Source organism: Enterobacter cloacae complex sp. 277I4 (genome assembly GCF_050031465.1).
GTDB classification, from domain to species: Bacteria; Pseudomonadota; Gammaproteobacteria; order Enterobacterales; family Enterobacteriaceae; genus Enterobacter; species Enterobacter cloacae.
In genome coordinates, this window is sequence record NZ_JBLGWC010000001.1 from 794,130 (window position 1) to 813,983 (window position 19,854).

At 54.6% G+C, this 19,854-nt stretch carries 13 protein-coding genes; 7 read left to right on the forward strand and 6 right to left on the reverse strand.

What is annotated here, in order from left to right:
• Positions 1-855, forward strand: coding sequence for a beta-lactamase regulator AmpE (gene ampE, locus ACQG19_RS03780; protein WP_013095591.1), 855 nt, complete (start codon positions 1-3; stop codon positions 853-855).
• An 18-nt stretch (positions 856-873) separates the two neighbouring features.
• Here the strand turns inward: ampE and ACQG19_RS03785 are convergent, their stop codons facing one another.
• The 3 genes from ACQG19_RS03785 to aroP form a co-directional block, all read right to left on the reverse strand.
• Positions 874-1,824 carry a glycoside hydrolase family 43 protein gene (locus tag ACQG19_RS03785; RefSeq protein WP_023619996.1) on the reverse strand — a complete coding sequence of 317 codons (951 nt, stop codon included), beginning with the start codon at positions 1,822-1,824 and terminating at the stop codon, positions 874-876.
• Positions 1,817-3,229 (reverse strand): glycoside-pentoside-hexuronide (GPH):cation symporter, encoded by a 1,413-nt coding sequence (locus ACQG19_RS03790; RefSeq protein ID WP_020688510.1) that lies wholly within the window; start codon positions 3,227-3,229, stop codon positions 1,817-1,819. The genes ACQG19_RS03785 and ACQG19_RS03790 overlap by 8 nt, the downstream gene beginning before the upstream one ends.
• A 166-nt stretch (positions 3,230-3,395) precedes the next feature.
• A complete protein-coding gene (aroP, locus tag ACQG19_RS03795) occupies positions 3,396-4,766 on the reverse strand; it encodes an aromatic amino acid transporter AroP (RefSeq protein WP_013095594.1) in 1,371 nt (456 codons plus the stop codon).
• A gap of 537 nt (positions 4,767-5,303) precedes the next feature.
• Between aroP and pdhR the strand changes: the two genes are divergently transcribed.
• The 4 genes from pdhR to lpdA all read left to right on the forward strand — a co-directional run bounded on the left by pdhR (position 5,304) and on the right by lpdA (position 12,384).
• The gene (pdhR, locus tag ACQG19_RS03800; protein WP_013095596.1) at positions 5,304-6,068 is read left to right on the forward strand and encodes a pyruvate dehydrogenase complex transcriptional repressor PdhR; all 765 of its coding nucleotides are present in this window, start codon (positions 5,304-5,306) and stop codon (positions 6,066-6,068) included.
• Positions 6,069-6,191: 123 nt separating this feature from the next.
• A complete protein-coding gene (gene aceE, locus ACQG19_RS03805; RefSeq protein WP_013095597.1) occupies positions 6,192-8,855 on the forward strand; it encodes a pyruvate dehydrogenase (acetyl-transferring), homodimeric type in 2,664 nt (887 codons plus the stop codon).
• Between the two features lie 14 nt (positions 8,856-8,869).
• On the forward strand, positions 8,870-10,762 hold the full coding sequence (aceF, locus tag ACQG19_RS03810) for a pyruvate dehydrogenase complex dihydrolipoyllysine-residue acetyltransferase (RefSeq protein ID WP_013095598.1): 1,893 nt from the start codon (positions 8,870-8,872) through the stop codon (positions 10,760-10,762).
• Positions 10,763-10,959: 197 nt separating this feature from the next.
• Positions 10,960-12,384, forward strand: a complete 1,425-nt coding sequence (gene lpdA / locus ACQG19_RS03815; RefSeq protein WP_014830669.1) for a dihydrolipoyl dehydrogenase — start codon at positions 10,960-10,962, stop codon at positions 12,382-12,384.
• Positions 12,385-12,436: 52 nt separating this feature from the next.
• Here the strand turns inward: lpdA and ACQG19_RS03820 are convergent, their stop codons facing one another.
• Both ACQG19_RS03820 and ACQG19_RS03825 read right to left on the reverse strand, forming a co-directional pair.
• Entirely contained in the window at positions 12,437-13,228 is a 792-nt protein-coding gene (locus ACQG19_RS03820; protein WP_222169084.1) for a DUF2950 family protein, read from the reverse strand.
• A 10-nt stretch (positions 13,229-13,238) separates the two neighbouring features.
• On the reverse strand, positions 13,239-14,783 hold the full coding sequence (locus ACQG19_RS03825) for a DUF3300 domain-containing protein (protein ID WP_246932378.1): 1,545 nt from the start codon (positions 14,781-14,783) through the stop codon (positions 13,239-13,241).
• 891 nt (positions 14,784-15,674) lie between these two features.
• On the opposite strand from ACQG19_RS03825, the gene acnB reads away from it, so the two are divergent.
• Both acnB and yacL read left to right on the forward strand, forming a co-directional pair.
• Entirely contained in the window at positions 15,675-18,272 is a 2,598-nt protein-coding gene (gene acnB, locus ACQG19_RS03830; RefSeq protein ID WP_013095602.1) for a bifunctional aconitate hydratase 2/2-methylisocitrate dehydratase, read from the forward strand.
• A gap of 189 nt (positions 18,273-18,461) precedes the next feature.
• Positions 18,462-18,824 carry a protein YacL gene (yacL, locus tag ACQG19_RS03835; RefSeq protein ID WP_013095603.1) on the forward strand — a complete coding sequence of 121 codons (363 nt, stop codon included), beginning with the start codon at positions 18,462-18,464 and terminating at the stop codon, positions 18,822-18,824.
• Between the two features lie 47 nt (positions 18,825-18,871).
• On the opposite strand, the gene ACQG19_RS03840 is transcribed toward yacL, so the two are convergent.
• Positions 18,872-19,843: a hypothetical protein gene (locus ACQG19_RS03840; RefSeq protein WP_095440133.1), complete on the reverse strand. Its 972-nt coding sequence runs from the start codon at positions 19,841-19,843 to the stop codon at positions 18,872-18,874.
• Positions 19,844-19,854 lie beyond the last annotated feature (11 nt).

The window sequence follows — 19,854 nt, forward strand, 5'->3', positions numbered from 1 at the left end:
ATGACGTTGTTTACCATGCTGCTGGTTATCATCGCTGAACGCTTGTTCAAACTCGGTGAGCACTGGCATCTGGATCACCGGCTGGAGGTGCTTTTCCGCCGGATTAACCATTTTTCCATGCTGCGTACGCTGCTGATGACCGCGGGCGTGATGGTGATTACGTTCTTGCTGCTGCGCTCGTTATACGGCCTCTTTTTCAACGTGCCGCTACTGGTGGTGTGGATCCTGCTCGGCGTGCTGTGTATTGGCGCAGGCAAGGTGCGTATGCACTATCACGCTTATCTGAAAGCCGCTTCCCGTGATGATGCGCATGCACGTAGCGCCATGGCCACCGAGCTGACGATGATCCACGGCGTGCCGCCGGATTGCGATGAACGCGAGTTCCTGCGTGAACTGCAAAACGCGCTGCTGTGGATTAACTTCCGCTACTACCTGGCGCCGCTGTTCTGGTTTGTGGTGGGTGGCCCGTGGGGACCGGTACTGCTGATGGGATATGCGTTCCTGCGCGCCTGGCAGACCTGGCTTGCCCGCTATCTCACCCCGCATGAACGTTTGCTCTCCGGCATTGATGCGATCCTGCACGTGCTCGACTGGCTTCCGGTTCGTCTGGTGGGTGTGGTCTACGCGCTTATTGGCCACGGCGAAAAAGCGCTCCCGGCGTGGTTCGCGTCGCTTGGCGACCGTCATACCTCGCAGTACCAGGTGCTGACACGCCTGGCGCAGTTCTCACTGGCGCGTGAGCCGCATACCGACAAGATAGAAACGCCGAAAGCGGCGGTCTCGATGGCGAAGAAAACGTCGTTTGTGGTGGTCGTTATCGTGGCGTTGCTGACCATTTACGGCACGCTGGTCTGAACCCGCGTGCCGTAGCGGTTACGGCGTATCTGCAGGCGGGATGCCAAAATCAGGCATCCCGTTTTCGTGCCAGCGGACGAGCTTCAGGCGGGTATGACGATTGGGATCATAAAGCGGATCGCCTTCAATTTCGGTGTAATTTCGCGCGTGATACACCAGCACATCTTCTCCTTCCGGCGTTTGTGTAAAGCTGTTATGGCCTGGCCCATACTGGCGGTTTTCGTAGCTGGTGACGAAGACCGGGCGCGAGGCCTTGTGCCAGTTCGCAGGATTTTGCGGATCGGCATTGATCTCTGTCCACAGCAGTCCCATGCAGTAGTTCTCGTCGGTCGCGCTGGCGGAATAGCTGATAAACAACTTGTCGCCGTGGAACAGCACCGCCGGGCCTTCGTTGACCCAGAAGCCCCGACACTCCCAGTCATATTCCGGTTTACTGAGCATCACCGGCTCGCCTTTCAGCGTCCACGGGTTCTCCATTTCACATAAATAGAGATTGGAGTTGCCGGAGATATCCGGGGCTTTTTGCGCCCACAGATACCAGCGTTTCCCCTGATGCACGAACGTGGTCGCGTCCAGCGCAAAGGTGTCGAATGGCGTTTTTACCTGGCCTTTTTCAGTCCACGTGCCGGTTAGCGGGTCGCGGTCGGCACACTCCAGCACAAACATGCGGTGCTGGAACATGCCCAGACCATCCAGCGCCTGGGTGTGCGCGGCGGCAAAATAGATGTACCACTTACCGTCGATATGATGCAGTTCCGGTGCCCAGATAAGCTGGCTCATTGGGCCGGTCTCCGGTTTGCGCCATACGACCACCTCGTCGGCACTGCGCAAACCTTCCAGCGACGCTGCCCGGCGGATCGCCAGCCTGTCGTATTCCGGCACGGAGGCGATAAAATAATATTGCCCTTCATGACGCAGAATGTACGGGTCAGCGCGTTGTTCTATAAACGGGTTAGGCCAGTTATGCATGTGGCGTTCCTTCTTTTGTTTCGGCTCTCGTTTCCTGCCAGGCGTTCAGTTCGCTGTAGTTGGTGCGGCGTTTCTCCAGGTCGAGCTGGATCTGTTTCATGGTTTCCCGATCCACTTTCAGCAGTCGCACTACGCCCGCAGTGATCAAATACCCCACACCCGGGATCACGGTAAACAGCAGAACGATCCCGTTAATGGCCTCTGCACTTTGCGCTTTCGCACCGGCGTCGTAGCCATACCAGGAGAGCAGGAAGCCCACCATCGCGCCAGCAATCGCCAGCCCCAGCTTGAGGAAGAAGATATTGCCCGAGAAGCTGATCCCGGTGATGCGTTTACCGGTTTTCCACTCGCCATAGTCGTCCACATCGGCCATCAATGACCAGTGCAGCGGAGATGGGATCTGGTGAAGAATGTTAAGCAGGAAGTAGAGCACCACGATGGTGACGGTCGCTTTCGGGTCGAAGAAATAGAACGCGCAGGAGAACAGCGCCAGCACGATGTTGGTCCAGAAGAACACTTTCAGTTTACACCAGCGGTCGGTCAGCACTTTCGCCAGCATACTGCCGAGCATCATCCCCACCACGCCCAGGCTGATAAACAGGGTGGCAAAGTGAGTGCTCTGGCCCATTACCCAGGTGACGTAATACATGGTGGCCGCCATGCGGATAAAGCCCGGGCAGACGTTGCAGAGGGTCAGCAGCAGAATGCGTACCCACTGGTCGTTTTTCCACACGTCCTTCAGATCGTTTTTTAGCTCATCATGGGTCTGCACCGCCGGACGTACGCGCTCGCGCACGGTGGCGAAGCAGAACAGGAACATACAGGTACCAATCAGCGCCAGCACGGTCATCGCCATCTGGTAGCCTTTGGCTTTGTTATCGCCACCAAACCAGTCCGCCATCGGCAGGAGCGTGAGCGACAGTAAAAGCGTGGCAATACCCACCATCACAAAGCGATAGGACTGGCAGGCCACGCGCTCTTTTGGGTCATTGGTGATCACGCCGCCCAACGAGCAGTAGGGAATGTTGATGGCCGTATAGGTTAACGAGAGCAGGAAGTAGGTCACAAAGGCATAGATAACTTTGCTGTTATAGCTCCAGTCTGGTGTGGTGAACATCAGGATACTGAACAGCGCATAGGGGAACGCAATCCACAAAAGCCATGGACGAAACCGCCCATATTTACTGCGGGTACGGTCCGCGATGGCCCCCATGATCGGGTCCGTAACGGCATCAATGACGCGCACAGACAGCAGCAACACGCCGACCAGCGCAGGTGCCAGCCCAAAAATATCGGTATAAAAATAATTAACAAACAACATGATGGCGCCGAAGATGATGTTGCATCCTGCATCGCCCATCCCATAGCCGATCTTCTCTTTTACTGACAGTTTATTGTTATCCATTGACTGCTCTCCGGGTGACGGTATGGAGAGAATTATTTGCTGGCTAATCGATATATGCGTTGCAGTATCAGGGCGGTGATATGGATAAAGCGGTTGACGAGGTGAATTTGTGAGGAAGGTAACAAACGCTCAGCACCCGCGAAACGAGTGCTGAGCTGGAGGGCTATTAATGTGCTTTTACGGTTTTACCGTTTTTCTGTTTTACCAGATACCCCACGCCGAGGATCGCAATCCAGACCGGGATCAGGTAAACGGAAATCGCCATGCCTGGGGTGAGCAGCATAATCACCAGCACGCCCGCCATAAACAGCAGGCAAACCCAGTTACCCAGCGGATAGAGCAGGGCAGGGAAGCGTGTGGTTACGCCCTGCTGCTGTTTAGCGCGGCGGAACTTGATGTGCGCCAGGCTGATCATCGCCCAGTTAATCACCAGAGCCGAGACCACCAGGGCCATCAGCAGGCCAAACGCCGATTCGGGGGCCATGTAGTTAATCAGCACGCAAAGCGCCGTCACGATAGCCGAAACAATGATGGTATTGACCGGCACGCCGCGCTTATCGACGTTCAGCAGGGCTTTTGGTGCGTTACCCTGCTGCGCAAGGCCGAACAGCATGCGGCTGTTGCAGTACACGCAGCTGTTGTACACGGAAAGCGCCGCCGTCAGCACGACGATATTGAGCGCATTCGCCACGAAGGTATCGCCCAGTTCGTGGAAGATAAGGACGAACGGGCTGGTGTCGGCCGTGACGCGTGTCCACGGCAGCAGCGAGAGCAGAACGGCCAGTGAACCCACATAGAAGATCAGAATTCGGTAGATAACCTGATTCGTCGCTTTCGGGATGCTTTGCTCCGGGTTGTCGGCTTCAGCGGCGGTGATCCCCACCAGCTCCAGCCCCCCGAAGGAAAACATAATAATGGCCATCATCATCACCAGACCGGTCATCCCGTGAGGCAAGAATCCACCTTGCTCCCAGAGGTTACGCACCGTGGCCTGTGGGCCACCGTTGCCGCTGAACAGCAGCCAGCCGCCAAAGATAATCATCGCCACCACGGCAATGACTTTGATGATGGCAAACCAGAACTCCATCTCACCGAACACTTTTACGTTGGTCAGGTTGATGGCGTTGATAATGACGAAGAACGCTGCCGCAGAAACCCAGGTTGGGATCTCGGGATACCAGAACTGAATGTATTTCCCCACGGCGGTCAGTTCTGCCATGGCCACCAGAACGTAAAGCACCCAGTAGTTCCAGCCGGAAGCGAAACCGGCAAAACTGCCCCAGTATTTGTAGGCAAAGTGGCTGAACGAGCCTGCAACCGGCTCTTCAACGACCATCTCACCTAACTGGCGCATGATCAGAAACGCAATAAAACCTGCGATAGCGTAACCCAAAATAATGCCTGGACCGGCCGACTGGATGACGGATGCGCTTCCCAGAAACAGGCCTGTGCCGATAGCACCACCCAATGCGATGAGCTGTATATGGCGGTTTTTAAGGCCGCGCTTTAGCTGATCGCCGTGCTGTTGAGCTTCCATTTGAAACCTCGTGTGTGGTTGTTATGTTCACGCTGTGCGTGTGTAATTATGAATATCCGTTTTCTGTATTTATTTCTTTACGGTTAATAAGACCGAAAAAAGCGGAGATGTCTTCCTTAAGCGCAAGAATAGTGGTAAGCGCCTGTGAATGCACCTGCTTTATGAAGGGCTGATGACGAGTTGAATAAAAATAAAGCATTTGTAAATCGCACCGTTAATTCTTACTACCCCAACCTATAGAATAGAAATGCCTTAAAAGTGGGCGAATTTTCATTTTTTGCGTTGTTGAATCGCTTCAGATTGCAAAAACCCTCGTTTCATTATGGTTAAAACTCCCTCTTTGGTAGTAATCAGCTCATTTGTGCAAAGTTACATTTCTGAAACGTTATTTCTGTAAGGTTGTTAAAATGTGCAGGGTTTACTGATTTCAATCAAAACCAATATGGACAGAAGGTGAATACTTTGTTACTTTAGCGATACGAACTTGAAATTGGTAAGACCAATTGACTCCGGGCAAAAAGGCGTAAGACAGGGAATATGGCCTACAGCAAAATTCGCCAACCAAAACTATCCGATGTGATTGAGCAGCAGCTGGAGTTTTTAATCCTCGAGGGGACACTGCGCCCGGGTGAGAAACTTCCGCCAGAACGCGAGCTGGCTAAACAGTTCGACGTATCCCGCCCCTCTCTGCGTGAGGCGATTCAACGCCTCGAAGCAAAGGGCTTGCTGCTTCGTCGCCAGGGCGGCGGAACCTTTGTTCAAAACAGCCTGTGGCAGAGCTTCAGCGATCCGCTGGTAGAACTTCTCTCTGACCACCCAGAATCCCAGTTTGATCTGCTTGAGACCCGTCACGCGCTTGAAGGTATCGCGGCCTATTACGCCGCCCTTCGCAGCACTGATGAAGATCGCGTGCGTATCCGCGAACTGCATCAGGCCATTGAACGGGCACAGCAGTCCGGCGATTTAGACGCCGAGTCCAATGCCGTCGTCCAGTATCAGATTGCCGTCACCGAAGCGGCACACAACGTAGTGCTCCTCCATCTGCTACGCTGCATGGAGCCGATGCTGGCCCAGAACGTTCGTCAAAATTTTGAATTGTTGTATGCCCGTCGGGACATGCTCCCGCTGGTAAGCAACCATCGCACCCGAGTATTCGAGGCGATAATGGCCGGGGAACCGGAGCAGGCGCGCGAAGCGTCGCACCGACATCTGGCTTTCATTGAGGAAATCTTGCTGGACCGCAGCCGAGAACAATCGCGTCGCGAACGTTCATTACGCCGCATACAGCAACGAAAGGATTAAGCGCCAGGTACTTTTAGAGCGCGGCAACTAAACGCAGAACCTGTCTTATTGTGTTTTCTGACGAAAATACAATGGGACAGGTTCCAGACAAATCAACGTATTAGATAGATAAGGAATACCCCCATGTCAGAACGTCTCCAAAATGACGTGGATCCGATCGAAACTCGCGACTGGCTACAGGCGATCGAATCGGTCATCCGTGAAGAAGGTGTTGAGCGCGCTCAGTATCTGATTGATCAGCTGCTTTCTGAAGCCCGCAAAGGCGGCGTGAAGGTTGCTTCAGGTGCAGGGGCTAGCAACTACGTAAACACGATTGCCGTTGAAGACGAACCGGAATACCCGGGCAATCTGGATCTGGAACGCCGTATCCGTTCTGCCATCCGCTGGAACGCCATCATGACCGTTCTGCGTGCGTCCAAGAAAGATCTGGAGCTGGGTGGCCACATGGCGTCCTTCCAGTCCTCTGCGACCGTTTACGAAGTGTGCTTCAACCACTTCTTCCGTGCTGCTAACGAGAAAGACGGCGGCGACCTGGTGTACTTCCAGGGCCACATCTCTCCGGGCATCTATGCACGTGCATTCCTGGAAGGTCGTCTGACTGAAGAGCAGATGAACAACTTCCGTCAGGAAGTTCACGGTAAAGGTCTGTCTTCTTACCCGCACCCTAAACTGATGCCTGAATTCTGGCAGTTCCCGACCGTATCCATGGGTCTGGGCCCAATCGGTGCAATCTATCAGGCGAAATTCCTGAAGTACCTGGAACACCGTGGTCTTAAAGATACCTCTGAGCAAACCGTTTACGCCTTCCTGGGCGACGGTGAGATGGATGAGCCAGAATCTAAAGGTGCGATCACCATCGCTACCCGTGAGAAGCTGGACAACCTGTGCTTCATCATCAACTGTAACCTGCAGCGTCTGGATGGTCCGGTAACCGGTAACGGTAAGATCATCAACGAACTGGAAGGCATCTTCGCAGGTGCTGGCTGGAACGTTATCAAAGTAATGTGGGGTTCCCGTTGGGACGAACTGCTGCGTAAAGACACCAGCGGTAAACTGATCCAGCTGATGAACGAAACCGTTGACGGTGACTACCAGACCTTCAAATCCAAAGACGGTGCCTACGTTCGTGAGCACTTCTTCGGCAAATATCCTGAAACCGCCGCACTGGTTGCAGACTGGACTGACGAGCAGATCTGGGCGCTGAACCGTGGTGGTCACGATCCGAAGAAAATCTACGCTGCACTGAAAAAAGCGCGCGAAACCAAAGGTAAAGCGACTGTAATCCTGGCCCACACCATCAAAGGTTACGGCATGGGTGATACCGCAGAAGGTAAAAACATCGCTCACCAGGTTAAGAAAATGAACATGGACGGCGTGCGCTACATCCGCGACCGCTTCAACGTGCCAGTGACCGATGAGCAGGTAGAAAACCTGTCTTACATCACCTTCCCGGAAGGTTCTGAAGAGTACAAGTACCTGCACGAACGTCGTCAGGCGCTGAAAGGCTACCTGCCAGCTCGTCAGCCTAACTTCACCGAGAAACTGGAACTGCCAGCGCTGGAAGACTTCTCTCAGCTGCTGGAAGAGCAGAACAAAGAGATCTCCACCACTATCGCTTTCGTTCGTGCCCTGAACGTGATGCTGAAGAACAAGTCGATCAAAGATCGTCTGGTGCCAATCATCGCTGACGAAGCGCGTACTTTCGGTATGGAAGGTCTGTTCCGTCAGATCGGTATCTACAGCCCGAACGGCCAGCAGTACACCCCGCAGGACCGTGAGCAGGTTGCATACTACAAAGAAGACGAGAAAGGTCAGATCCTGCAGGAAGGTATCAACGAGCTGGGCGCAGGCGCATCCTGGCTGGCTGCTGCGACCTCCTACAGCACCAACAACCTGCCGATGATCCCGTTCTACATTTACTACTCCATGTTCGGGTTCCAGCGTATCGGTGACCTGTGCTGGCAGGCAGGCGACCAGCAGGCTCGCGGCTTCCTGATTGGTGGTACTTCCGGTCGTACGACCCTGAACGGTGAAGGTCTGCAGCACGAAGATGGCCACAGCCACATTCAGTCTCTGACTATCCCTAACTGTATCTCTTACGACCCGTCTTACGCGTACGAAGTGGCAGTCATCATGCATGACGGTCTGCAGCGCATGTACGGCGAAGCGCAAGAGAACATTTACTACTACATCACCACCCTGAACGAAAACTACCACATGCCGGCAATGCCAGCAGGTGCCGAGGAAGGTATCCGTAAAGGTATCTATAAACTCGAAACCATTGAAGGTAGCAAAGGTAAAGTTCAGCTGCTGGGCTCCGGTTCTATTCTGCGTCACGTTCGTGAAGCAGCGCAGATCCTGGCGAAAGACTACGGTGTGGGTTCCGACGTGTACAGCGTGACCTCCTTCACTGAACTGGCGCGTGATGGCCAGGATTGTGAGCGCTGGAACATGCTGCACCCAATGGAAACCCCACGCGTTCCGTACATCGCTCAGGTGATGAACGACGCGCCAGCGGTGGCGTCTACTGACTATATGAAACTGTTCGCTGAGCAGGTTCGTACTTACGTTCCAGCTGATGATTATCGCGTACTGGGTACTGACGGCTTCGGTCGTTCTGACAGCCGCGAAAACCTGCGTCACCACTTCGAAGTTGATGCTTCTTACGTGGTTGTAGCAGCACTGGGCGAACTGGCTAAACGTGGCGAAATCGATAAGAAAGTGGTTGCGGACGCAATTACCAAATTCAACATCGATGCAGAAAAAGTTAACCCGCGTCTGGCGTAAGAGGTAAAAGAATAATGGCTATCGAAATCAATGTACCGGACATCGGGGCTGATGAAGTTGAAATCACCGAGATCCTGGTCAAAGTAGGCGACAAAGTTGAAGCTGAACAGTCGCTGATCACCGTAGAAGGCGACAAAGCCTCTATGGAAGTCCCGTCTCCTCAGGCTGGCATCGTTAAAGAGATCAAAGTCTCTGTTGGCGATAAAACCGAGACTGGCAAACTGATCATGATTTTCGATTCCGCCGACGGTGCAGCAGCTGCTGCACCTGCGCAGGAAGAGAAGAAAGACGCTCCGGCCGCCGCTGCTCCAGCAGCTGCCGCGGCAGCGAAAGAAGTTAACGTGCCTGACATCGGCGGTGACGAAGTTGAAGTCACTGAAATCCTGGTGAAAGTGGGCGATACCGTTGCAGCTGAGCAGTCTCTGATCACCGTAGAAGGCGATAAAGCGTCTATGGAAGTGCCGGCGCCGTTCGCGGGCACCGTTAAAGAGATCAAGATCAACACCGGTGACAAAGTGTCTACCGGCTCTCTGATCATGATCTTCGAAGTGGCGGGTGCTGCACCTGCCGCTGCGCCAGCTCAGGCTGCAGCTCCGGCTCCAGCGGCTGCACCAGCAGCAGGCGGCGTGAAAGACGTTAACGTTCCTGACATCGGCGGTGACGAAGTCGAAGTGACCGAAGTGATGGTGAAAGTGGGCGACAAAGTTGCCGCTGAACAGTCACTGATCACCGTTGAAGGCGACAAAGCCTCTATGGAAGTGCCTGCGCCGTTCGCGGGTACCGTTAAAGAGATCAAAATCAGCACCGGCGACAAAGTCTCTACCGGCTCTCTGATCATGGTCTTCGAAGTGGAAGGCGCTGCGCCTGCAGCCGCTCCGGCTGCCGCGGCTGCTCCAGCACCGGCTGCTGCACCGGCTCAGGCTGCTAAACCAGCGGCACCTGCTGCAAAAGCGGAAAGCAAATCTGAGTTCGCTGAAAACGACGCTTACGTCCACGCGACCCCGCTGATTCGTCGCCTGGCGCGCGAATTCGGCGTGAACCTGGCGAAAGTGAAAGGGACTGGCCGTAAAGGTCGTATCCTGCGCGAAGACGTTCAGGCTTATGTGAAAGACGCGGTGAAACGCGCTGAAGCTGCACCAGCTGCAGCCGCAGGCGGCGGTATCCCGGGCATGCTGCCATGGCCGAAAGTGGACTTCAGCAAGTTCGGTGAAATTGAAGAAGTGGAACTGGGCCGCATCCAGAAAATCTCTGGTGCTAACCTGAGCCGTAACTGGGTCATGATCCCGCACGTTACGCACTTCGACAAAACCGATATCACCGATCTGGAAGCGTTCCGTAAACAGCAGAACGCCGAAGCTGAGAAGCGTAAACTGGACGTGAAATTCACCCCAGTGGTCTTCATCATGAAAGCCGTTGCCGCTGCCCTGGAGCAGATGCCACGCTTCAACAGCTCCCTGTCCGAAGATGGCCAGAAGCTGACGCTGAAGAAATACATCAACATCGGTGTTGCGGTTGATACGCCAAATGGTCTGGTTGTTCCGGTCTTCAAAGACGTGAATAAGAAGAGCATCACTGAGCTGTCCCGTGAACTGACCACCATCTCCAAAAAAGCGCGTGATGGTAAGCTGACTGCCGGCGAAATGCAGGGCGGTTGCTTCACTATCTCCAGCATCGGCGGCCTGGGTACTACCCACTTCGCACCGATTGTTAACGCGCCGGAAGTGGCTATCCTCGGTGTGTCCAAGTCCGCGATGGAGCCGGTGTGGAATGGCAAAGAGTTCGTGCCGCGTCTGATGATGCCAATCTCTCTGTCCTTCGACCACCGCGTGATCGACGGTGCTGATGGTGCGCGTTTCATCACCATCATCAACAACATGCTGAGTGACATTCGCCGCCTGGTGATGTAAGTGAAAAGCCGGCCAGTCGGCCGGCTTTTTTCTGTTAATCTCATGTGGTTTGTGAGGTTATTGGCGAAAGCGACAATTCGTGAGCCGTTTGTTGTTTCAAAATTGTTAACAATTTTGTAAACTGCGAGCGGATAGAACGTCCCGGTGGATGAAGGGCGACAAGTACCTGGACCGCCGGAAATCAATAAGAGGTCATGATGAGTACTGAAATCAAAACTCAGGTCGTGGTACTTGGGGCAGGTCCCGCAGGTTACTCTGCAGCCTTCCGTTGCGCTGATTTAGGTCTGGAAACCGTCATCGTAGAACGTTACAACACCCTTGGTGGTGTTTGTCTGAACGTAGGTTGTATCCCTTCTAAAGCGCTGCTGCACGTAGCGAAAGTTATCGAAGAAGCCAAAGCGCTGGCTGAACACGGTATCGTCTTCGGCGAGCCGAAAACCGATATCGATAAAATCCGTACCTGGAAAGAGAAAGTTATCACTCAGCTGACCGGTGGTCTGGCTGGCATGGCGAAAGGCCGTAAAGTGAAAGTGGTTAACGGTCTGGGTAAATTCACCGGCGCGAACACCCTTGAAGTGGAAGGCGAAAACGGCAAAACCGTAATCAACTTCGACAACGCGATCATCGCGGCGGGCTCTCGTCCAATCGAACTGCCATTCATTCCACATGAAGATCCACGCGTGTGGGATTCCACCGATGCCCTGGAACTGAAAACCGTTCCAAAACGTCTGCTGGTTATGGGCGGCGGTATCATCGGTCTGGAAATGGGTACCGTGTACCATGCACTGGGTTCAGACATTGACGTGGTTGAAATGTTCGACCAGGTTATCCCGGCTGCGGATAAAGACATCGTTAAAGTCTTCACCAAGCGTATCAGCAAGAAATTCAACCTGATGCTGGAAACCAAAGTGACTGCCGTTGAAGCGAAAGAAGACGGTATTTACGTTTCCATGGAAGGTAAAAAAGCGCCATCCGAACCACAGCGTTACGACGCCGTGCTGGTGGCGATCGGCCGTGTGCCGAACGGTAAGAACCTCGACGCGGGCAAAGCTGGCGTGGAAGTGGACGACCGTGGCTTCATCCGCGTTGACAAACAGCTGCGCACTAACGTGCCGCACATCTTTGCTATCGGCGATATCGTCGGTCAGCCAATGCTGGCGCACAAAGGTGTTCACGAAGGTCACGTTGCCGCTGAAGTTATCGCCGGCATGAAACACTACTTCGATCCGAAAGTGATCCCATCTATCGCGTACACCGAGCCAGAAGTGGCATGGGTCGGTCTGACCGAGAAAGAAGCGAAAGAGAAAGGCATCAGCTACGAAACCGCCACCTTCCCGTGGGCTGCTTCTGGCCGTGCTATCGCTTCCGACTGCGCAGACGGTATGACCAAACTCATCTTCGACAAAGAGACTCACCGCGTTATCGGTGGTGCGATTGTCGGTACCAACGGCGGCGAGCTGCTGGGTGAAATCGGTCTGGCGATCGAAATGGGTTGCGACGCGGAAGACATCGCGCTGACCATCCACGCACACCCAACTCTGCACGAGTCCGTGGGCTTGGCGGCAGAAGTGTTTGAAGGTAGCATCACCGACCTGCCAAACGCGAAAGCGAAGAAGAAATAAGTTTCTTCAGACAAAAAAAGCGGCCTGTGGCCGCTTTTTTTATGTGCTGGATTCAGGGAGCCACAGGCTGCCAGGTTTTATCCGGGTTATAGGCGGTTAACGCCTGGGCTTTCTGCTCAGAGTCATTGCCGAGATCGGCCTGGTACACTTTGTCATCCTGGTTTATCACAAAGCTCATGACGCCTGTCTGGCCATAGCTGACGGGCCATGCCACCATCGCAAAGCCTTTCTCATCAGGCAGGATACGGAACCGATAGCCGTGATAGCCTGCACCGGGCTCTTTGGGGCTGAAGGCCGGCCCCAGCGGGCTGGGGGCTTCACCCGGCGAAACGGGCCAGTAGAGACCATCTTTTTTCCCTTCAGAGCTGACAATTTTCTGCGCGTATTTTTGATTCATGGCGAAATAGCTCTGCTGGGCATCCACATAGGCATGTAATGCTTCGATGGCGGCAAGCTCGTTACGCCCGATCTCGCGGGTCAGGATCTCCTCGGCGCCCTCCTTGATATCGAATTGCCATCCGGCAGCGGTTTTGACAACCGGGATGGGCAACTGCCAGCCGTTATTTCCGACGACCAGATGCGCCGTATTACCGTCGATAACCGTGTTGTGCCGCACCTTCCAGTCGCGCAGGAAACGATCGACAGCATCAGGATCGGCCCCTTCAGGCGGCAGAAAATCGCGCCAGTTCTCTCCAAGCAGATTGTTCATTGCCGTTTCATTCTGCTCACTGATGGCATGCGCCAGCGCATCGGTCGCCTGAGCGGGCGTGCTGAAGGATTGCTGTGCCATCGCAGCGGCGGACATCATGAACAACACCATTCCACAGACAAGATTCTTTTTCATGTTGGCTCCCTTAACGATGACGGAATTCACGGTGTTCAGCACGTCCGGCAGGGGCCTGACGCGGCTGCTGATGACGGGCAGCCAGTTGTCTGCTTTGCGCCCCCCGTTGCTGCTGGGCTTGCCAGTTGGCAGAGCGGCTGTCGTTGCCGCTCAAGGCATTTGCGCGAGGCTGGCTGGTTCGCTGCGGGATATGGCGTTGCTGGGCTGGCTGCGCGATCCGTTTCTCCTGTCGCTGGGTTACGGCAGGGTGATTATCACGCTGCTGCGAGGTGGTTCGCTTTGCCGTTTGCGGTCTGGTGTCGTAGCCACGGTAGTTGTTGCGCTGGGATATCTGCTTCAACTGTTCGCCTGAAGCCTGGCGCTGTGCATCTTTGGTTCCCGGACGCGCGGTTTGCGGGAAGGTTTTACCCGTCGATTTCTCCATCTGGCTCAGGGCCGCCTGACGCTGGCTGTCGCGGTTAACCGGTTTTTGCTGCGTAGAACTGAGCCCCGTTACCGTGTTAGTGGAATGGAAGCGGTTATTAAGCTGGCTGGTGGGGTAGGGCACACCTTCCCGATACGCCGGGTTATGCTGCCAGGTGCGGTTGGCATCCGTCAGGCGTTGACCACTGATTTTGTTGAAGTTCTCAACGTTGATATTGATATTGTTATCACCGTTGCGGTTATAGCCGCCGTGATTCCAGTCATCGTCATGATGGTGGTCCCAGTCGTCGTCATCATCCCAGTCGATGTTGCTGAAGATGGCGTAGGTTGTCGCCACACCCAGGCTGAAGCCTAAGCCTTTGACCAGACTGTCCGTAAACTGCTCTCCCGGAGAAGGAGGAAGATAGGTTGGCGGGTAAGCCGTGTTTGGCCAGGTACCGTAAACGGTATTGGGGTTATAGGTGGGGACGTAAACGACCTGCGGATCCGCGGATTCAATTTTGATCACCGTCGGGGCAGGCGTGGTGGAAGTCGTCGATTCGCTGGTGGCCGATTTCGCCGGGGCAGGTTTCGTCACGGTGGTGACCGTCTGCTGAGGCGTCGATTGTAAGGCGCCGGTCTTTTGAGCCAGCGCGCGCAGGCGTTGGACGGAATCCATGACATCTTTCGGTTGTGCGAGAAATGCATCCCCCAGATTTTGTACCCACGGCGGGTTTTCACCCATCAGCGACATCAGTTGAGGAAACGCGACCAGCGATTTTACGCTGGGATCCCAGGGCTGGCTGGCAACGGCCTGGATAGCGGCGTCTCCTTCCATTTTAGGGTTGTCTTTGGACCACTGCGCCGCCTGGATGACGTTGGCCGGGTAGGTCGAGGCCATTAAAATTTGTGACAGCAGGGCATCCGGATAGAGCGCGATGGGAGCAACCCACTGATCGATTTGCGCGGCCGTATAGGCTGGGGCGACGACGGGGGCGGGTTGCGCTGCTGCGGGGGTTACCGGTTGTTGTGCGACGGGAGTGGGGACGACAGGCTCTGTCGCTCGACTTTTGACAAACATGACGCCTGAGGCGGCAAACAGCCCGGCACTGCACAGAAGAACAAGCAGATGTGGTTTAAAGGGCAACTTCATAAAATGACTCCAACGAGACAGGCGCTGTGCCGTGAGGCGTTACGGTTGGCGTGAGTATTATTCACTCGCCTTTTACTGTTTTGACTTTTGTTGGGGAACTGCCGGTACGTCCGGATAAAGAGTGTGAGTATTTATTACACAATTATATGTGATAGCTGAAAAGCCGCTGGGATTTCAGAAGGCCGCTCTTGCGAGCGGCCAGCAGCTAGTTGCCGAGGTTGACAACAAACAGCACTGTGATGTCGGATATGTTCCAGCCACCGTGCAGTGCCGTAAGCAGTAAACCGAGCGCAACGATCAGCGCAGTGATTCGCATCTCCATTGCGTGCGTTCCTGTACAGGCTACGCGGGTTCATTCTTCACCGGGAAAGGCAGAACCTGGCAAGTTGATGTTGCCGCGTAGATGACGGAACTGCTCCCGGGCCCGGTGACTGGTTGCTACACCAGCGGAGCAGGCCGCGGAGAAGAATAGTCAATTCAATGGATCTGAAGAAGGCAAAAAATGCAATTACATGGGCTTTCATACGAAATGGGAAGGCGCTACGCAAAATCGTGATAGCAGCTTGCAAGCCCACAGGGAGTGATGCACAATATTTCACGTTGGTGTTGCCGCAAATCTGCCAACCCGGTGTGCTACCACCGCAAGGCAACAAATAAACCGCTTTCAGGCGGTTTTTTTGTTGCCAACATTCCCCCCGTCAGCCCTCTACACCATGCTTAACGATTCAGCAAATTTTTTAATGTTGCTTTTTTGTAAACGGATTAACACTGTGCAGAAATCCTGCTATGCTGCCCGACGCGGTATCGGGCATTTACCCTACAAACTGCTGTCTCACAGGAGCGTGAAGAGAACGCCCGCCGCATATGACAATGAGAGCGAGGAGAACCGTCGTGCTAGAAGAATACCGTAAGCACGTAGCAGAACGTGCCGCCGAGGGAATTGTACCCAAACCGTTAGATGCAACCCAAATGGCCGCGCTCGTCGAGCTGCTGAAAAACCCGCCTAAGGGCGAAGAAGAATTCCTGTTAGATCTGCTGATCAACCGCGTACCGCCTGGCGTAGATGAAGCTGCCTACGTAAAAGCCGGATTCCTTGCTGCTATCGCCAAAGGCGAAGCCACCTCCCCACTGGTTACTCCTGAAAAAGCCATTGAACTGCTCGGCACCATGCAGGGTGGTTATAACATTCATCCGCTGATTGACGCGCTGGATAACGACAAGCTGGCACCGATTGCCGCTAAAGCGCTCTCTTCAACGCTGCTGATGTTCGATAACTTCTACGATGTGGAAGAAAAAGCCAAAGCAGGCAACGTCTATGCGAAGCAGGTGATGCAGTCCTGGGCCGATGCCGAATGGTTCCTGAACCGTCCTGCGCTGGCTGAAAAAATTACCGTTACCGTATTCAAAGTCACCGGTGAGACCAACACCGATGACCTCTCTCCGGCACCGGATGCATGGTCTCGTCCGGATATCCCGCTGCATGCTCTGGCGATGTTGAAAAACGCCCGTGAAGGCATTGAGCCGGATCAGCCAGGCGTTGTCGGCCCGATCAAACAGATCGAAGCGTTGCAGAAAAAAGGGTTCCCGCTGGCTTACGTCGGTGACGTAGTCGGTACCGGTTCTTCCCGTAAATCCGCCACTAACTCCGTCCTGTGGTTTATGGGTGACGATATTCCGCATGTGCCGAACAAACGCGGTGGCGGCCTGTGCCTGGGCGGTAAGATTGCCCCAATCTTCTTCAACACCATGGAAGATGCTGGCGCACTGCCAATCGAAGTGGATGTCTCTAACCTGAACATGGGCGACGTGATTGACGTTTACCCGTATAAAGGTGAAGTCCGTAACCACGACACCAACGAGCTGCTGGCGAGCTTCGAGCTGAAAACCGATGTGCTGATCGACGAAGTGCGTGCCGGTGGCCGTATCCCGCTGATCATCGGTCGTGGCCTGACCACCAAAGCGCGTGAAGCGCTGGGTCTGCCGCACTCAGACGTGTTCCGTCATGCGAAAGACGTAGCGGAAAGCAATCGTGGCTTCTCGCTGGCGCAGAAAATGGTTGGCCGTGCGTGCGGCGTGGCCGGTATCCGTCCTGGCGCTTACTGCGAGCCGAAGATGACCTCTGTGGGCTCTCAGGACACCACCGGTCCAATGACCCGTGACGAGCTGAAAGACCTGGCGTGCCTGGGCTTCTCGTCCGATCTGGTCATGCAGTCCTTCTGTCACACGGCGGCGTATCCGAAGCCGGTTGACGTAACCACGCACCACACACTGCCAGACTTCATTATGAACCGTGGCGGCGTCTCCCTGCGTCCGGGCGACGGCGTTATCCACTCCTGGCTGAACCGTATGCTGCTGCCGGATACTGTTGGTACCGGCGGTGACTCCCATACCCGTTTCCCGATTGGTATCTCCTTCCCGGCGGGCTCCGGTCTGGTGGCGTTTGCCGCAGCGACCGGCGTGATGCCGCTGGATATGCCGGAATCGGTACTGGTGCGCTTCAAAGGTAAAATGCAGCCGGGTATCACCCTGCGCGACCTGGTTCACGCTATCCCGCTGTATGCCATCAAACAGGGCCTGCTGACCGTTGAGAAGAAAGGTAAGAAAAACATCTTCTCTGGCCGCATCCTGGAAATTGAAGGGTTGCCGGACCTCAAAGTTGAGCAGGCATTCGAGCTGACCGATGCGTCTGCAGAGCGTTCCGCCGCGGGTTGTACCATCAAGCTGAACAAAGAGCCGATCATTGAGTATCTGAACTCTAACATCGTCCTGCTGAAGTGGATGATTGCGGAAGGCTACGGCGACCGTCGTACGCTGGAGCGTCGTATTCAGGGGATGGAGAAATGGCTGGCGGATCCGCAGCTGCTGGAAGCCGATGCTGACGCAGAATATGCGGCGGTGATCGACATCGATCTGGCAGACATTAAAGAGCCAATTCTCTGTGCACCGAACGATCCTGACGATGCGCGTCTGCTGTCTGACGTGCAGGGCGATAAGATCGACGAAGTGTTCATCGGTTCCTGTATGACCAATATCGGTCACTTCCGTGCTGCCGGTAAACTGCTGGATACTCACAAAGGCCAGCTGCCAACCCGCCTGTGGGTAGCGCCACCAACCCGTATGGATGCGGCGCAGCTGACTGAAGAGGGTTACTACAGCGTGTTTGGTAAGAGCGGTGCGCGCATCGAAATCCCTGGCTGTTCCCTGTGTATGGGTAACCAGGCGCGCGTGGCTGACGGTGCGACGGTGGTCTCCACCTCTACCCGTAACTTCCCGAACCGTTTAGGTACCGGTGCGAACGTCTACCTGGCGTCTGCTGAGCTGGCGGCGGTTGCGGCGCTGATTGGCAAACTGCCAACGCCGGAAGAGTACCAGACCTTCGTTGCTCAGGTTGATAAGACGGCGGTGGATACCTATCGCTATCTGAACTTCGACCAGCTCTCTCAGTACACCGAGAAAGCTGACGGGGTGATCTTCCAGACGGCGGTATAAAAGCAAAACCGTCTCCACGAGACGGTTTTTAGTGTTTGCACCCTCTCCCATGGGAGAGGGCCGGGGTGAGGGCATCAGGCCGCAGGGCCTTGCTCTCACCTTTTTATTTTCATTCCTCCCACCTCACACGCTTTTTTTCTTCCTCTCTGCTGCGATAATTACCGTAATGGCTTTGCAGAGGAAAACACTATGGATTACGAATTTCTGCGCGACATCACCGGGGTGGTGAAAGTGCGTATGTCGATGGGCCACGAAGCCGTTGGACACTGGTTTAACGAAGAAGTGAAAGAAAATCTAGCGCTTCTTGATGAAGTTGAACAGGCGGCGAATACGATAAAAGGCAGTGAACGTTCCTGGCAACGTGCGGGTCATGAATACACGCTGTGGATGGATGGCGAAGAGGTGATGGTGCGGGCCAACCAGCTGGAATTCTCGGGCGACGAGATGGAAGAGGGGATGAGCTACTACGACGAAGAGAGCCTGTCGCTGTGCGGCGTGGAGGACTTTCTGCAGGTCGTGGCGGCGTACCGGGAGTTTATGAAACAGAAATAAATGAAATTCCCTCCGAAGCGTGTCGGAGGGAATTCGCTGGTATCGCTCTACAGCAAAAATCTCACAAAATTAGCGGTCGGGTTGGTCGCCGCAACGGGTGACGCCCCCCTGGCGCTGAACGACCACGCCTGACATTGGGAAACGCCTGGCATACCATCGTTGCGTACAAGGAATTGTACGCCGCCAGGGTTTTGCGGCGGATCGCCAGCCGGCATTCCGCAGGCTATCAGGAAATCAATGTCACTTTGTTTACTCCGCAGCTCCGCTACCCGCTGTTCCCAGCCCGCCGGGCGAACACCTTTCTGGGTAAAATAATCCAGGCAGATATCAATGCTAAATGGCTTATCGTCAGCATAAGTATTGGTGAAGTAATCGGTGATGACGATCCCATGCACTGATTCTGCCGACACTTCACTGTTGCTGCCAATATGAATGATTTGACCATTCGGCAATTGGGCTGAAATATGACCTGGGATCGCGTGACCGTTCACCTGAGGAAAGAAATCAATTGTGGAAACGTAGCGTTTTGGCCACATCGTCAGAGATTTATCGCTACGGGTATTCTGCCCGCACAGCAGCCAATTCACAGCGTGAAAAACGGGATCGTGGCAGGGCGTCTTCTCACTCTCCTTATCGTCGCGGTAGAGGATGGCACATGTTCCCGCCAGAAACGTGATGGCAGAAGAGGGATCCCCGGAACGGGCCGGGAAGGCATCAATCAGCCTGTTAACGTAGTCGCTGACATGGTCCATGTAGAAGTCACCGAGTTGCATGAGTTCATCTTCACTGAGCACATTACTCCAGCGGGTATTCCAGAAAAATTCCGGAAGCGTGACAAAGGTATGGTCCCAGCTACCGGTGTCAGTTTCCAGCACCGCTTCGAGCTCAGCAATAACCTGGCTCAGACGAAACTCCATCCGCTCTTTGGCGTGAGTCAGAAGATCGTTATCCGCACTTCGCACGTCGTCTGCCTCGTGCGTAAAGGAGTCAGCACGCCAGGAAAGAATTCGAATTGTCATTTTACACCTCG

Coding starts and splice junctions, on each gene's coding strand:
- ampE (WP_013095591.1), top strand. CDS start 1: ATGACGTTGTTTACCATGCTGCTGGTTATCATCGCTGAACGCTTGTTC.
- ACQG19_RS03785 (WP_023619996.1), bottom strand. CDS start 1,824: ATGCATAACTGGCCTAACCCGTTTATAGAACAACGCGCTGACCCGTAC.
- ACQG19_RS03790 (WP_020688510.1), bottom strand. CDS start 3,229: ATGGATAACAATAAACTGTCAGTAAAAGAGAAGATCGGCTATGGGATG.
- aroP (WP_013095594.1), bottom strand. CDS start 4,766: ATGGAAGCTCAACAGCACGGCGATCAGCTAAAGCGCGGCCTTAAAAAC.
- pdhR (WP_013095596.1), top strand. CDS start 5,304: ATGGCCTACAGCAAAATTCGCCAACCAAAACTATCCGATGTGATTGAG.
- aceE (WP_013095597.1), top strand. CDS start 6,192: ATGTCAGAACGTCTCCAAAATGACGTGGATCCGATCGAAACTCGCGAC.
- aceF (WP_013095598.1), top strand. CDS start 8,870: ATGGCTATCGAAATCAATGTACCGGACATCGGGGCTGATGAAGTTGAA.
- lpdA (WP_014830669.1), top strand. CDS start 10,960: ATGAGTACTGAAATCAAAACTCAGGTCGTGGTACTTGGGGCAGGTCCC.
- ACQG19_RS03820 (WP_222169084.1), bottom strand. CDS start 13,228: ATGAAAAAGAATCTTGTCTGTGGAATGGTGTTGTTCATGATGTCCGCC.
- ACQG19_RS03825 (WP_246932378.1), bottom strand. CDS start 14,783: ATGAAGTTGCCCTTTAAACCACATCTGCTTGTTCTTCTGTGCAGTGCC.
- yacL (WP_013095603.1), top strand. CDS start 18,462: ATGGATTACGAATTTCTGCGCGACATCACCGGGGTGGTGAAAGTGCGT.
- ACQG19_RS03840 (WP_095440133.1), bottom strand. CDS start 19,843: ATGACAATTCGAATTCTTTCCTGGCGTGCTGACTCCTTTACGCACGAG.